This window comes from Melioribacter sp. (genome assembly GCF_049325435.1).
GTDB lineage: Bacteria > Bacteroidota > Ignavibacteria > Ignavibacteriales > Melioribacteraceae > Melioribacter > Melioribacter roseus.
The window spans coordinates 31,295-44,917 of sequence record NZ_JBMOLD010000010.1 but is presented as its reverse complement, the minus strand read 5'-3'; the positions used below and the strand labels follow the sequence as shown (position 1 = coordinate 44,917).

Below are 13,623 nucleotides of genomic sequence, written 5' to 3'. Positions count from 1 at the left end.
CAAGGGAGAAAATTGAAAAACAAAGAAAACAACTCATTTGACCTAGAACTCGCGGAAAAGTTAAGCGAAAAAATTAATAATGTAAGGAACGAAATATCGAAAGTTATTATTGGGCAAACCGATATAGTAGATAACTTATTGGTATCGCTGCTTTCGCGGGGACATTGTTTGCTTATCGGCGTTCCCGGTCTTGCAAAAACCTTATTGATCAAAACGCTCGCTGAGGTAATGGACTTGAAATTCAGTCGTATCCAGTTTACGCCCGATTTAATGCCGGGAGACATTACGGGCACGGAAATTATCGAAGAAGATTTGTCAACAAAAAAAAGAAATTTCAAGTTTATCAAGGGACCCCTTTTCGCGAATATTGTTTTGGCGGACGAAATAAACAGAACGCCTCCTAAAACTCAATCGGCTCTGCTCGAAGCGATGCAGGAGCATAGAGTAACAGCCGCAGGCACAACGTACACACTCGAAGAGCCGTTTTTTGTCCTGGCAACGCAAAATCCGATCGAACAGGAAGGCACATATCCGCTGCCGGAAGCTCAGCTCGATCGTTTTATGTTCAGTCTCTGGCTCGATTATCCCGCGATTTATGAAGAAATTGAAATTATTAAACAAACTACAAGCGATTACTTGCCCGAGCTGAAGAGAGTTATCACATCGGAAGAAATAATCGAATTCCAGAATTTGATTAAGCGCGTTCCAGTTGCAGACAACGTGATAGAATACACGGTTAAATTTGTCAATGCGACCAGACCTGGCGACGGTAAACCTGAGTTTATTAATAAGTGGGTAAATTGGGGCGCCGGTCCCAGAGCTTCGCAATATCTTATTCTGGCTGCAAAAACAAAATCTGTCGTCGACGGCAGATTTACTCCGAACATCGACGATGTTAAAAGTTTTCTTTTCCCTGTGTTGAGACATCGTATCGTTCCCAATTTTTCAGCCGAAGCGGAAGGTATTTCAACGCTCGATATTATTACAAAACTGAAAAGTCAATTTTAGTTATCATCATACATTGAACGGATTTTATGTTGAAAACAACCCGAATTCTCATTGCGCTCTTGTGCGCAGGTATTATATTTTCAGCCTGTTCTCAAAAAACTGAAAAAACCCAAAATGTTAAACATAAAAAAAATTCATACGGTATTGTAGCCGATACTTTCGAGGTGGTTTCGGGAAAAGTAAAAGCGGGTCAAACCGTTACAGATCTATTGGCTCCGTATGCGGACTATTCGTTGATTCATAAAATGAGAGAAGCCTCCCGCGGTATTTTTAGTTTAAGAAGCATTAAAGTCGGCAATACATACAATATTTATTTAAATAAAGATTCGCTCAATACGCCTAAATATTTTGTTTACGACGAGGATATGATAAACTACGTTGTCTTTGAGTTTGGCGATTCGATTAAGGTTACAAAAGGAGAAAAGGAAAAATATGTTGAATTGAAAGTTGCGGAGAGCGGAATTGTCAATTCTCTTTACGAAACGCTCGACAAAAAAAATCTAAGCGTGGATTTGGCAATTAAACTGTCCGATATTTATGCCTGGCAAATCGATTTCTTCAGAATTCAGCCGAGCGACAGCTTTAAGGTTTATTATGAAACCATTTATGTGGACAGTCAATATGTAGGAACGGGGAAGATTCTGGCAGCTCGGTTTTTCCACCGGGGAACCGAATTCAACGCGTTTTATTTTGAAGGCGAAAAAGAAGCCGGTTATTACGATGAAGAAGGCAATAGTTTAAGGAAGGCATTTCTTAAAGCGCCTTTAAAGTTTAGCAGGATATCGTCTAGATATTCGTCTCGCAGACTTCATCCGATACTGGGACGGGTCAAAGCGCATCTGGGGACTGATTATGCGGCTCCTATCGGCACTCCGATAATGAGCGTCGGGGACGGCGTTGTAATTGCCGCAGGATATACCAGAGGAAACGGGAACTACGTGAAAATAAAACACAATTCGGTGTATACCACTCAATATTTGCATATGTCGCGTTTTGCAAAAGGAATCCGTAAAGGAGTTTATGTTAAACAAGGGCAGGTTATCGGATACGTAGGCAAAACCGGATTAGCTACCGGCCCGCATGTATGTTTCAGGTTCTGGAAAAACGGACGGCAGGTGGATCCTTTCCGGGAAAAAATTCCGCCGTCGAAAGGCATATCGGAAGAAAACCGGGCGAAATTCGATTCTTTGAAAATCGCATATCTTAATGCGCTCGATCCGGGCGCAATCTGAAAAATGCAAATTTCGCGCTAATTAAAAAAATTTATAATTATGCATAATTGTGCATAAAAATAATTTTTATATTTTTGTAAAGGCGCAAAAATTTTTTTATTTTTGCAATTAATTTTTCCCAAATTAATGAGGTTGTTTTATGAAAGCAGAATGCCCGGTCTGCGGCGCAGAATTAGAATTAGCCGAAGGAACGGTTGTGGGCGAATTGCTCGAATGCCCCGATTGCGGTACCGAACTCGAAGTGGTTTCGTTAGATCCGCCCAAATTAAACGAAGCCCCTCAAGAAGAAGAAGACTGGGGTGAATAATTGGTCTGGGTTCTCGATTCCACATTAAGAGAGGGCGAGCAAACGCCGGGTGTTTATTTCGATAAACACATTAAACTTGCAATAGCAAATATGCTCGACGAAGTTGGCGTCGATATAATCGAAGCGGGGCACCCGATGGTCACTCCCGAAATACACGCCGCCGTTAAATCGATTGCTCAAAAAGATTACAAAGCGATTGTGGGCGCTCATTCCAGATCGTTAAAAGCCGACGTCGATCTGGCGCTCGAGTGCGGCGTTAATTTTATCGGCATTTTTTATTGCGTTTCGGACGAACGTCTTAATAACGTATTTAAGAAAGACCTCAATACGGCCATAAATCAAATTACAGATGTTATTAAATACGCCAAATCCCAAAAACCGGATTTGCTGGTGCGTTATACTCCGGAAGATACCGTGCGTTCTCAATTCGAAAACGTTGTGACTGCGGCTGTTGCGGCGGTAGAAGCGGGCGCGGACATTATAAGCGTTGCCGATACTACAGGCTATATGGTTCCGGGCACTAAAAGAAGTATGTACGATTATATATCGCGTCTGAAGGATGAATTCGCAAAAAGGAATTTGAATCCCAAAGTGGCTGTCCATTGCCACAACGACAGAGGTCTTGCATTGGCAAATTCGCTCGACGCTTACAGAGCGGGCGCCGATATAATCGACGCGGCTACTCTCGGCTTAGGCGAACGCGCCGGGATTACGGATCTCGCTCAACTTTTGGTCGTTCTGACGGTTGATTTCGGAGAAAACAGATGGAATTTGAAAAAATTACCGGAATTGTACGACCTCGTCAGCAAGCATTCGGGAGTTCCGATTCCCCATAATTTCCCGATGACGGGCAAAAATGCTTTTACGCATTGCGCCGGCGTTCACACTCACGCAGCTTCAATTAATCCGATGCACTACGAAAGTCTGACTCCAGAATTGCTGGGACGTCAGCGTGAATTTGCTCTCGACCATATGTCGGGCATCGCATCTCTCAGATACGCTCTCGGTCTCATCGGCGAAAATGAGATTGACGAAGAAATGCAGAACGATATTCTAAAAGAAGTTAAAGCCGTCGGACAACGCGGCAGAACAATTGACCTTTCCGAACTTAAACATATCGTCGACGCTGTAAAACATCACCAAACCTATAAACATATTTGATGTTTTATAGCTCTTCTAAATAAATTACAATAAGAGGAGATTATTAAAATGAAAGTTGGTTTACTTCATTCATTATTAAGAAAAGATGAAAAATATTTAATCGACGAATTTAATAAGGTTAAAGGCGTCGAACTTGTTATGATAGACGACAGAAAGGTCAAATTTAATGTCGGTAAAGACAAATTCGATGTGGATGTAATTGTAGAAAGATGTATAAACCACTCGAGAGCGTTGCACGGTTTACGACTGTTCGAAGCTGCGGGCGTAAAATGCGTGAATTCTTATAAAACGGCTACTATTTGCGGCGATAAACTTTTGACGTCGGTGGCTCTGGCTGAAAACAACGTTCCCCAACCCGAAGTCAGAATCGCATTTACCGAAGAATCGGCTTTGGAAGCGATTGAAGAAATGGGATATCCGGTGGTTCTCAAACCCGCCGTCGGATCCTGGGGAAGATTGCTTTCAAAAGTTAACGACAGGGATGCCGCCGAAGCTATTCTGGAACACAAAACAATTTTGGGCTCTTATCATCATTCGATTTTCTATATTCAAAAATATGTCGAAAAAAAGGGAAGGGACATTCGCAGCTTTGTGGTTGGCGACGAATGCATCGCGGCAATTTACAGAACATCGCCTCACTGGATTACAAATACGGCGCGCGGCGGTAAAGCAACCAACTGCCCTGTAACAGATGAAATTGCAGAAATTTCCTTAAACGCCGCTAAAGCCGTAGGCGGCGGAATTGTAGCTATCGACATCTTCGAAACCGATGACGGATACATGGTAAATGAAGTGAATTATACAATGGAGTACAAAAACAGCATCGATACGACGGGCGTTAATATTCCAGCCAAAATGGTCGAATATGTATTAAAAGTCGCCGGAGGAAAATAATGGAAAAATTGAAAGTTTCTATTGTCGGAGCTTCCGGGTATACTGGCGGCGAATTGCTGAGACTATTGCTGTTTCATCCGAATGCGGAAGTTAAACAGGTTACTTCGGAATCGTATACCGGAAAATTTGTATATAAAGTCCATCCGAATTTGCGCAAGGCGACGCAGTTAAAATTCAGCTCAGTCAGCGAGCTCGAGGAGTGCGACGTTTTATTCCTTTGCCTGCCTCATAAAAGTTCGCAGAATAAAATTGACGACTTCATGAAACTCGCTCCGAAAATAATCGATTTGAGCGCGGATTTCAGATTGAAAGACGGTGCGGAATATAAAAAGTGGTACGGACACGACCATGCTCGTCCCGATCTGTTAGATAAATTTGTTTACGGAATCCCCGAGCTTCATCGGGAAGAAATGAAAAAGGCAAATTATATATCGAGCGCGGGTTGCAATGCCACTGCGTCGATTCTCGGTTTGTATCCGCTTTATAAAGAAGGTTTGGTTGAAGAAGACCGAACCGTTATCGAAGTGAAAGTCGGTTCGAGCGAAGGCGGCAATAAAGCCAACGAAGGTTCCCATCATCCCGAACGCAGCAATGTCGTGCGTTCTTATATGCCGACGCGGCATCGACACACTGCTGAGATAATTCAGGAATTGAGTTTCGGGAAAAATATTACCGTCCATTTTTCCGCAACGGCAATAGACCTTGTAAGAGGTTTGCTTGCCACTTGCCATCTCTTCCTGAAAGAAAATCTTGAAGAAAAAGACATATGGAAAATTTATCGTAAATATTATTCAGACGAACCTTTTATCAGAATAGTAAAGGAAAACGAAGGCATTTACAGATTTCCAGAACCGAAATTATTGGCGGGTACGAATTATTGCGATATCGGCTTTAAAAAAGACGAATTGTCGAACAGACTGGTCGTAATTAGCGCAATCGATAATTTGATGAAAGGCGCCGCCGGACAAGCTCTGCAGGCTTTCAATATCATGAACGGTTTCGACGAAAAAACCGGACTCGAATTCCCGGGTCTTCATCCAATTTAACCGGATTGACAATGTGCCGTTTATTCTATCTTAATTCGAAAGAAAAAATTAATGCCGGAGAATACCTCGAGAAATTTGCTCTTATTTCAAAAAACAGTAAGGAATATCAGGGGCACGGATGGGGTATGGCGTACTGGATCGATGGCGAACGCAGAATTTATAAGAATATTAAACCGATTTGGGAAGACGACCTCTCGCAATTCGGCTATACAAACAGAATAGTTGCCCATGCCCGCAGCGCTTTCAGGGACGAAGGTATTGTTGTGGAAAACAATATGCCTTTCTACGACGATAAATATGTTTTTATTTTTAACGGCGAATTGAGAGGCGTCCGAATTAAAGAAGAAGGCAGAATTGGCGCCGAAAAAATTTTTAATTACGTCAAAAGATTCGACAAAGGGTCAATTAAAGAAGCTATCTTAAAAGGCGCGTCGATTATCGAGAAGAAAAGCGCTTATGTAAGAGCAATGAATATTATCGTTGCGGACAGAAACTACGCGTATGTCTATTCCAAGTTCAGCGAAGATCCCGATTATTTTACAATGCACAAAAAGGTTGAAGATAATATCGTTCTCGTTTCATCCGACCCTTTTCCGGATGAATCCGGCTGGCAAAAAATTGAAAACGAATCAATAACGGAGTTCAAATGCTTTTAATTAAAATTGGCGGCGGAGCCGATATTAATATTAAAGGAATAATCGAAGACCTTGCTAAGCTCGACGAAAAATTTATTATTCTGCACGGAGCTAATGCGCTGCGCGACCAAATTGGCGAAAAAATCGGATACAAAAAAAGAGTTGTTACTTCGGTCTCCGGTTACGATTCGGTTTTCAGCGCCGAAGAAACAATCGATTTGATGATGATGACTTATGCCGGACTAAGAAATAAAAGAATTGTCGAGTTGTGCCATCAGAACGGAATAAATGCAGTCGGCTTGAGCGGACTGGACGGAAAAGTTGTTGAAGCCAAAAGAAACAGCGGCATTCGAGTGCGGGAAAACGGCAAAACTCTTTTACTCAGAGACTTTTCGGGCAAACCCAAATCGATCAATAAACATCTACTCGATCTTCTGCTCGACAATGGTTATACTCCCGTATTGTCCGTGCCTTTGATTGACGAAAATAATTTTGCGGTTAATTCCGAAAACGACGATATACTGGCTCTCCTTCAGAAAGAATTTAATGCCGATAAAATTATTTCGCTGATCGAAGCTCCCGGATTTTTGCTCGATAAAAACGATCCGGATTCGTTGGTTAATAATATTTCCCGAAATGAACTCGAAGCTATGGAACAGAAAGTTGAAGGCAGAATGAAAAGAAAGATACTCGCGCTTAGAAAATTATTCGAAGGCTCGCCTACTACCGTAATAATATCCGACGGCAGAACGGCGCATCCTGTTGACGACGCGCTAAACGGAAAAGGAACAACAATTTCATAAAGGTGTATTATGAAAGACTTCAAAGCTTTACAGCAACAATACGAAATCGACGTTTATCCGATGAGGGACGTGGTATTTGTCAAAGGAAAAAATTCCAGATTGTGGGACGACAAAGGAAACGAATATATCGATTTGTCTTCCGGAATCAGCGTTGCAAATATCGGTCATTCCAACGAAAAAGTAGCGCAGGCAATAGCCGAGCAGGCTCGGACTCTCATTACATGCGCCAACACATTCTATAACGATAAAAAGGCGCTGTTCCTGGAAAAACTTTTTTCGGTTGCGCCAAAAAATCTTAAAAAGGCTTTTTTAACTAATTCCGGCGCCGAGGCTGTCGAAGCCGCAATCAAGTTCGCCCGCTTTACTACCAAAAAGAAAAACTTTATTGCCGCCATGAAAGGATTCCATGGCAGAACAATGGGAGCTTTGAGCGCAACGTTTAAGAAGGAATACCGGGAAGCCTTCGAACCTCTGGTGCCCGGATTCTCTTTTGTGCCTTACAATAACTTTGAAAAATTGGCCGAAGCGGTTGATGACGATACCGCCGGCATTATTCTCGAAGTGGTTCAGGGCGAAGGAGGAATTAATATAGGCGACAGGGAATATTTTCAAAAAGTGCGCGAACTCTGCGACGAAAAAAATATTTTGCTGATTATTGACGAAATTCAAACCGGATTTTGCAGAACCGGAAAAATGTTCGCAATTGAACATTACGGAATTGAAGCCGATATGATGACGCTTGCAAAATCAATTGCCGGCGGATTTCCAATGGGAGCGCTTCTCTGTTCCGGCAAAATTCAGATCGAAAGAGGCAAGCACGGTTCTACTTTCGGCGGAAATCCCCTCGCATGCGCCGCGGGAATTGCAGCCATCGACTTTATGGTGGAATATAAATTATGGGAAGAATCAGCCGCAAAAGGAAAATATTTCAGAGAAAAACTCGAAGCTCGTCAACTATCCAAAGTAAGAGAAATACGGCAGATCGGTTTGATGATCGGCATTGAATTGAAAGAAAAAGTTCAACCGTATATTGTCGAATTATTGTCGCTAGGAGTGGTAACTCTGCCCGCAGGCACAACTGTTTTGAGGCTGCTGCCGCCTCTTACGATCGACTACGCCGACCTCGACGCTGCAGTCGAAAAAATTACAGCCGTATTGGCGTAACCGAAAGGCTTTCTTATCCGCGACAATTTCGGAATTAACTCCGGGTGAGAAAGCCTCCTCTTTTTAATTGAGATACTTTGACTTTATACCCTCTTTTAGCTTATTTTACCAAATAAAAAAAATAGATTTACTCATGTTATTAGACTATCTCCCAATTTTTCTGGTGCTCGCATTTTCGGTAATCGTAAGTCTTGCAATAGTCTTTTCTTCACGATTATTCGGACCTTACAGACCCAACAAAGTCAAAAACCTATCGTATGAAAGCGGTAAAGACCCTGTAGGCGGTACGCACGAGCGAATTTCAGTTAAATATTACCTGGTTGCAATGTTGTTTATAATTTTTGATATTGAAGTTATTTATGTTTATCCGTGGGCTGTTGAATTCAGGAATATGTTTCATACTCACGGATTATTCGCATTTATGCCGATGTTTATCTTCTTGATTGTTCTTGAGCTCGGGTATTTGTATATCCTTATGAAAGGAGGATTGAAATGGGATTAGAAGCAAAGCTGACGCAGGATGGTTTTATTACGACAACGATTGATGCGGTTATAGCATGGGCTCGTAAAAGCTCCGTTTGGCCGATGCCGATGGGTATTTCTTGCTGCGCCATCGAAATGATTGCTGCGGCAGACCCTAAATACGACCTTGCCCGATTCGGTTCCGAAGTAATGAGATTCACGCCGCGCCAATGCGATTTGATGATTGTCGCAGGCACGGTTACTTATAAAATGGCTCAGGTCGTCAGAAGAATTTACGACCAAATGCCCGAACCCAAATGGGTTATAGCTATGGGAGCGTGCACTTCTTCAGGCGGCATGTATCGTTCTTATAACGTTGTTCAGGGTATCGACCAGTTCCTGCCCGTCGATGTTTATACCGCGGGATGTCCGCCGAGACCGGAAAATCTGATTAATGCGGTTATGACCATTCAACAGAAAATCGCTAAAACCCGCGCTCAGGATTTTCAGGATAAACCATCATTAGAACTTCAGAAATAGGCAATATGGATCAAAAAAATATTACCGAAAAAATCAAAGCGAAATTTGAAGAATCGGTTTTTGAAATTACTGAATTCAGAGGCGACGTTTCTATTACGGTAGACCCGAACAAAATAGTAGAAATTGCCGGATTTCTTAAAAATGACGAAGACCTCCAATTCGTAATGTGCAAAGACGTTACGGCGATCGATTGGGCTACGCGCAAAAATCGATTTACGGTTGTTTATCATGTCTACTCGTTTAAGAATAATTTTAATCTCAGAATCAAAGCGAATATTTCGGAAGAACCGCCTGCTATTGATTCCGTAACCCCGGTTTGGCGTAGCGCAAATTGGTACGAACGCGAAACCTATGACATGTACGGTATCAATTTCCGCAACCATCCCGATTTAAGAAGAATGTATATGCCCGAAGGCTTTGAATATCATCCTCTTCGTAAAGAATTTCCGGTCTTAGGAATACCGGGCTCATTACCACTGCCAGAAAAACCGGAATAACCATGACGAACAATAAAAAAGTTTATACCGACGAAAAGATTTACAAGAAATTAATGGAAGATTCGAATATAACCGTCGAAGACGCTCTAGAAAATGAGATGGTTATTAATATGGGTCCTCAGCACCCTGCCACACACGGCGTATTGAGACTGGTATTGCGAATCGACGGCGAAACCGTTGTCAATTGCGTTCCCGAGCTCGGCTATCTTCATCGCGGCTACGAAAAGATGGCCGAAGAGATGAGTTATATCGAATTTATTCCTCATACAGATCGTCTCGACTATACGGCTACAATGTGCAATAACGTCGCTTACGTTCTGGCTGTCGAAAAACTGTTGGGAATTGAAGCTCCAAAACGCGCTCAATATATCCGAATGATGGTAGCGGAATTATCGCGTATCGCCGCTCATATGGTCGCCATCGGTACTTATGCAATGGATGTGGGCGCGGTTACGATGGTTATGTGGACTTTCCGAGAACGCGAAAAAATTCAAAATATTTTCGATCGTCTTGCAGGCGCTCGATTTACCACCAGCTATACGAGAATCGGCGGCGTTGCTTCCGACGCGGACGACGAAACATTGAAAATGGTACGCGAGTTTCTCGACCAGTTTCACCCCGCATTGGACGAAATGGACAAGCTTCTGCTTGCAAACAGGATTTTTATTGATCGTCTTGAAGGAATAGGAGTTTTATCCAAAGAAGAAGCAATCGAGTTGGGCGTTACCGGTCCGAATCTGAGAGCCTCGGGCGTCGGTTACGATGTTCGCAGAGCCAAACCCTATTTGTTTTACGACGAAATCGATTTTAACATACCCGTTTATACCGAAGGCGATTGCCTCGCTCGTTATTTCCTGAGAGGCGACGAAGTTCGTGAAAGCGTCAAAATTCTTTATCAAATTCTGGATAAAATGCCCGCCGGGGAAATACTGGCAAACGATCCGAAACATGTGCTGCCTCACAAAACCGAAATTTATACTAAGATGGAAGAGTTGATACACGACTTCATGATTATTAATTACGGAATTAATCCTCCAGAAGGCGACGTTTTCTTTTCGGCGGAAAATCCGAAAGGTGAATTGGGATTCTACCTGGTCAGCAACGGCAAAGGAAATCCCTGGAAACTGAAAATACGTTCGCCCTCGTTCTGCAATCTACAGGCAATAGCGCAACTTTGCAAAGGCGCCATGATTTCCGATGTTATCGCAATTATTGGAAGTCTCGACCCGGTCATGGGAGAAGCCGATAAATAATTATTTTTGAATAGCTGTCGGGAATAATTGAATATGAGTTTTAAATTTACCGAAGAAAATCTTAAGCGAATAGAAGAAGAGCGCAAAAAATACCCTGAATCGTTAGCTGCGGTAATGCCGGCAATTTATATTGCTCAGGAACAAAACGGCTATATTACAAACGAAGTAATGGCTGAAATTGCCGACGTGCTCGGTATCGACAAAGTGGACGTTCTGGGCGTCGTTACTTTCTATACCATGTTTCACACTAAACCCGTCGGCAAATATCATATTCAGGTTTGCACCAATGTATCGTGTATGCTCCGGGGCGGTTACGAAATTTGGGAACAGGTTAAAAACAAACTCGGCGTCGATAACATGGGAGTAACGCCCGACGGAAAATTTTCGATCGAAGAAGTCGAATGCATGGGCGCCTGCGGCTATGCGCCAATGATAGCGGTTAACGAAGATTACTATGAAAATCTGACAAAAGAAAAAGTAGAAGAAATTCTCAATTCTCTGAAATAATATCAGGTCTATTGATAATGGAAAGAATTGTATTACCCGAAATACCGAATTTAAATCAAATCGACGTCTATCTTCAAAATGGCGGTTTCGAAGCCGCCAAAAAAGCCTTTTCGCAATCTCCCGACGATATTATAGACCAGGTGAAGAAATCCGGATTGAGAGGAAGAGGCGGCGCGGCGTTTTCGACGGGGTTGAAATGGAGCTTTATGCCCAAAACGACAGACATGCCCAAATATCTGTGCATTAACGGAGACGAAAGCGAACCCGGTTCGTTCAAAGACCGACAAATTTTCGAATACAATCCTTTCCAATTGATCGAAGGAGTCATAATAGCTTGTTATGCCATAGGAGCAAACACAGCATACCTCTACATTCGAGGCGAATACCATAAATGGATTAAATTGATGCAGCAGGCTATCGATACGGCTTACGAGAAGGGTTATCTTGGCGAAAAAATGAAGAACACTTTCGGCGTCGATTTTTATTGCGATTTATATATTCATAAAGGCGCAGGCGCTTATATCTGCGGCGAAGAATCTTCATTAATGAACTCGATAGAAGGAAAAAGAGGCTACCCGCGCGTTAAACCGCCGTTCCCGGCTCAAAAAGGCTTGTGGGGATGCCCCACAACAATCAACAACGTTGAGACAATTACTAACGTGCCGCCGATTATTTCGAAAGGATGGGAATGGTTTTCGAAAATCGGAGCGCCGAAACATCCCGGAACTTTATTGTTTGGCATTAGCGGGCATGTGAACAAGCCCGGCGTTTATGAATTGCCAACCGGTATTTTGTTAACCGAATTAATTTATGATGTAGCGGGCGGAGTCCCGGGCAATAAGAAAATTAAATGTGTCATTCCGGGCGGCTCTTCGATGCCCCCGCTTAGAGGAGACCGGCTCGAAGGCGTTAGAATGGACGCCGAATCGCTTAAAGAAGCGGGTTCGGCTATCGGTACGGGCGGCGTTATCGTTATGGACGAGGATACGAATCTTCTTAAAGTTTTGTTAAGAATTACTCACTTTTATCATCACGAAAGTTGCGGGCAGTGTACGCCGTGCCGCGAGGGAACGGGATGGATGGAAAAAATCCTGAAAAGAATCGATCAGGGTAACGGCACTTCGAAAGACCTCGATTTGCTGGTAAGCGTGGCTCAGAATATCGAAGGCAATACTATATGCGCTCTCGGTGATGCCGCAGCTTGGCCTGTTAAATTTATGATTCAGAGATTCAGAGACGAGTTTGAAAAATACGTCAAACCTCAGGTCGTCATTCCGGTTCCGAACAAAGTGCATTCGATGAGATTTACTAAAATTGCTCTCGACGACATAGTTTTGAAATCATAAGTTTTTTATTCTTAAACTGCCTGAAGAGCAGGGTACAAAAAAGTTTAACACAAGAATTTATTTCAGGGCAGAGATGGGCAAAGTACTTATCCTTTACTACAGCAAAGACGGCAACACGGAAAAAATGGCTAAGTACGTTGCGGAAGGGGCGTCGCAAATTCCGGGCACCGAAATACGATTGAAGAATACTGAAACCGCTTCGAGAGAAGATATAATATGGTGCGACGGGGTGGCTGTCGGTTCGCCTACGCATCTGGGTATTTTATCTTCCGGGATGAAAAAATTCTGGGAAGATTTGCTCCCGGAATGGCAAAGAATCGACGGTAAAATCGGCTGCGCTTTCAGTTCCCAGGGCGGTTGGGGAGGCGGCGGCGAATTAACCTGCATGTCGATCCTGACTGTTCTGATGAATTACGGCTTTCTTGTATTCGGCGTTACCGACTATAGCGGTCATCAGTTTACTGCGCATTACGGCGCCGTTCAAGCTGGCGAACCGAGACTCGATAAAGAGATTGAAGCGTGCCGCCGTTTGGGAAAACGCCTGGCGGAATGGGTCGCAGTGTATGCCGACGGGCGAAAAGAATTTCATCCTTTGAATAATCTTTATAAAAGGAATCCATGGGATTGATTCAGGGGGTATTGACTATACGCAAAAATTTTTCATAAATTCCGGTAACAAATTTTTGTGAATATGTTAATTAAGCACCCTCATAAAACAAACAGACTCTTTATTTCCTCGGAACTCCTTCTGTTGCGTCCTTGCCCTGA

At 43.0% G+C, this 13,623-nt stretch carries 16 protein-coding genes; all 16 read left to right on the top strand.

Going from position 1 to position 13,623, the window contains the following annotated elements:
- The first annotated feature begins 12 nt into the window (after positions 1-12).
- The 16 genes from ACOYVE_RS06865 (at position 13) to ACOYVE_RS06790 (ending at position 13,483) form a co-directional block, all read left to right on the top strand.
- Complete coding sequence (locus tag ACOYVE_RS06865; protein WP_422881370.1) at positions 13-1,008, top strand: AAA family ATPase; 996 nt, start codon at positions 13-15, stop codon at positions 1,006-1,008.
- A gap of 26 nt (positions 1,009-1,034) precedes the next feature.
- Positions 1,035-2,240 carry a peptidoglycan DD-metalloendopeptidase family protein gene (locus ACOYVE_RS06860; protein WP_422881368.1) on the top strand — a complete coding sequence of 402 codons (1,206 nt, stop codon included), beginning with the start codon at positions 1,035-1,037 and terminating at the stop codon, positions 2,238-2,240.
- Between the two features lie 139 nt (positions 2,241-2,379).
- Positions 2,380-2,547 carry a lysine biosynthesis protein LysW gene (lysW, locus tag ACOYVE_RS06855; protein ID WP_422881367.1) on the top strand — a complete coding sequence of 56 codons (168 nt, stop codon included), beginning with the start codon at positions 2,380-2,382 and terminating at the stop codon, positions 2,545-2,547.
- On the top strand, positions 2,548-3,708 hold the full coding sequence (locus ACOYVE_RS06850) for a homocitrate synthase/isopropylmalate synthase family protein (RefSeq protein WP_422881365.1): 1,161 nt from the start codon (positions 2,548-2,550) through the stop codon (positions 3,706-3,708).
- Between the two features lie 48 nt (positions 3,709-3,756).
- Positions 3,757-4,602, top strand: coding sequence for a lysine biosynthesis protein LysX (gene lysX, locus ACOYVE_RS06845; protein WP_014854846.1), 846 nt, complete (start codon positions 3,757-3,759; stop codon positions 4,600-4,602).
- The gene (gene argC, locus ACOYVE_RS06840) at positions 4,602-5,648 is read left to right on the top strand and encodes an N-acetyl-gamma-glutamyl-phosphate reductase (protein ID WP_014854845.1); all 1,047 of its coding nucleotides are present in this window, start codon (positions 4,602-4,604) and stop codon (positions 5,646-5,648) included. The genes lysX and argC overlap by 1 nt, the downstream gene beginning before the upstream one ends.
- A gap of 11 nt (positions 5,649-5,659) precedes the next feature.
- Positions 5,660-6,304: a class II glutamine amidotransferase gene (locus tag ACOYVE_RS06835; RefSeq protein WP_014854844.1), complete on the top strand. Its 645-nt coding sequence runs from the start codon at positions 5,660-5,662 to the stop codon at positions 6,302-6,304.
- The gene (locus ACOYVE_RS06830; protein WP_014854843.1) at positions 6,295-7,086 is read left to right on the top strand and encodes a [LysW]-aminoadipate kinase; all 792 of its coding nucleotides are present in this window, start codon (positions 6,295-6,297) and stop codon (positions 7,084-7,086) included. The genes ACOYVE_RS06835 and ACOYVE_RS06830 overlap by 10 nt, the downstream gene beginning before the upstream one ends.
- A gap of 9 nt (positions 7,087-7,095) precedes the next feature.
- Positions 7,096-8,250 (top strand): aspartate aminotransferase family protein, encoded by a 1,155-nt coding sequence (locus ACOYVE_RS06825; protein ID WP_014854842.1) that lies wholly within the window; start codon positions 7,096-7,098, stop codon positions 8,248-8,250.
- A 133-nt stretch (positions 8,251-8,383) separates the two neighbouring features.
- Positions 8,384-8,752: an NADH-quinone oxidoreductase subunit A gene (locus ACOYVE_RS06820; protein ID WP_014854841.1), complete on the top strand. Its 369-nt coding sequence runs from the start codon at positions 8,384-8,386 to the stop codon at positions 8,750-8,752.
- The gene (locus ACOYVE_RS06815; protein WP_014854840.1) at positions 8,743-9,252 is read left to right on the top strand and encodes an NADH-quinone oxidoreductase subunit B; all 510 of its coding nucleotides are present in this window, start codon (positions 8,743-8,745) and stop codon (positions 9,250-9,252) included. The genes ACOYVE_RS06820 and ACOYVE_RS06815 overlap by 10 nt, the downstream gene beginning before the upstream one ends.
- Before the next feature lie 5 nt (positions 9,253-9,257).
- The gene (locus ACOYVE_RS06810; protein WP_014854839.1) at positions 9,258-9,749 is read left to right on the top strand and encodes an NADH-quinone oxidoreductase subunit C; all 492 of its coding nucleotides are present in this window, start codon (positions 9,258-9,260) and stop codon (positions 9,747-9,749) included.
- Between the two features lie 2 nt (positions 9,750-9,751).
- A complete protein-coding gene (nuoD, locus tag ACOYVE_RS06805) occupies positions 9,752-11,002 on the top strand; it encodes an NADH dehydrogenase (quinone) subunit D (protein ID WP_014854838.1) in 1,251 nt (416 codons plus the stop codon).
- 33 nt (positions 11,003-11,035) lie between these two features.
- Complete coding sequence (nuoE, locus tag ACOYVE_RS06800) at positions 11,036-11,509, top strand: NADH-quinone oxidoreductase subunit NuoE (protein ID WP_014854837.1); 474 nt, start codon at positions 11,036-11,038, stop codon at positions 11,507-11,509.
- Between the two features lie 17 nt (positions 11,510-11,526).
- On the top strand, positions 11,527-12,855 hold the full coding sequence (gene nuoF, locus ACOYVE_RS06795; protein WP_014854836.1) for an NADH-quinone oxidoreductase subunit NuoF: 1,329 nt from the start codon (positions 11,527-11,529) through the stop codon (positions 12,853-12,855).
- Positions 12,856-12,928: 73 nt separating this feature from the next.
- Positions 12,929-13,483: a flavodoxin family protein gene (locus tag ACOYVE_RS06790; RefSeq protein ID WP_014854835.1), complete on the top strand. Its 555-nt coding sequence runs from the start codon at positions 12,929-12,931 to the stop codon at positions 13,481-13,483.
- Positions 13,484-13,623: the final 140 nt, after the last annotated feature.

Bases quoted from the DNA above. Each gene is read 5' to 3' on its own strand.
- lysW (WP_422881367.1), top strand. From the start codon at position 2,380: ATGAAAGCAGAATGCCCGGTCTGCGGCGCAGAATTAGAATTAGCCGAA.
- ACOYVE_RS06790 (WP_014854835.1), top strand. From the start codon at position 12,929: ATGGGCAAAGTACTTATCCTTTACTACAGCAAAGACGGCAACACGGAA.
- ACOYVE_RS06860 (WP_422881368.1), top strand. From the start codon at position 1,035: ATGTTGAAAACAACCCGAATTCTCATTGCGCTCTTGTGCGCAGGTATT.
- nuoD (WP_014854838.1), top strand. From the start codon at position 9,752: ATGACGAACAATAAAAAAGTTTATACCGACGAAAAGATTTACAAGAAA.
- ACOYVE_RS06830 (WP_014854843.1), top strand. From the start codon at position 6,295: ATGCTTTTAATTAAAATTGGCGGCGGAGCCGATATTAATATTAAAGGA.
- ACOYVE_RS06815 (WP_014854840.1), top strand. From the start codon at position 8,743: ATGGGATTAGAAGCAAAGCTGACGCAGGATGGTTTTATTACGACAACG.
- nuoE (WP_014854837.1), top strand. From the start codon at position 11,036: ATGAGTTTTAAATTTACCGAAGAAAATCTTAAGCGAATAGAAGAAGAG.
- ACOYVE_RS06810 (WP_014854839.1), top strand. From the start codon at position 9,258: ATGGATCAAAAAAATATTACCGAAAAAATCAAAGCGAAATTTGAAGAA.
- lysX (WP_014854846.1), top strand. From the start codon at position 3,757: ATGAAAGTTGGTTTACTTCATTCATTATTAAGAAAAGATGAAAAATAT.
- ACOYVE_RS06835 (WP_014854844.1), top strand. From the start codon at position 5,660: ATGTGCCGTTTATTCTATCTTAATTCGAAAGAAAAAATTAATGCCGGA.
- ACOYVE_RS06820 (WP_014854841.1), top strand. From the start codon at position 8,384: ATGTTATTAGACTATCTCCCAATTTTTCTGGTGCTCGCATTTTCGGTA.
- nuoF (WP_014854836.1), top strand. From the start codon at position 11,527: ATGGAAAGAATTGTATTACCCGAAATACCGAATTTAAATCAAATCGAC.
- ACOYVE_RS06825 (WP_014854842.1), top strand. From the start codon at position 7,096: ATGAAAGACTTCAAAGCTTTACAGCAACAATACGAAATCGACGTTTAT.
- argC (WP_014854845.1), top strand. From the start codon at position 4,602: ATGGAAAAATTGAAAGTTTCTATTGTCGGAGCTTCCGGGTATACTGGC.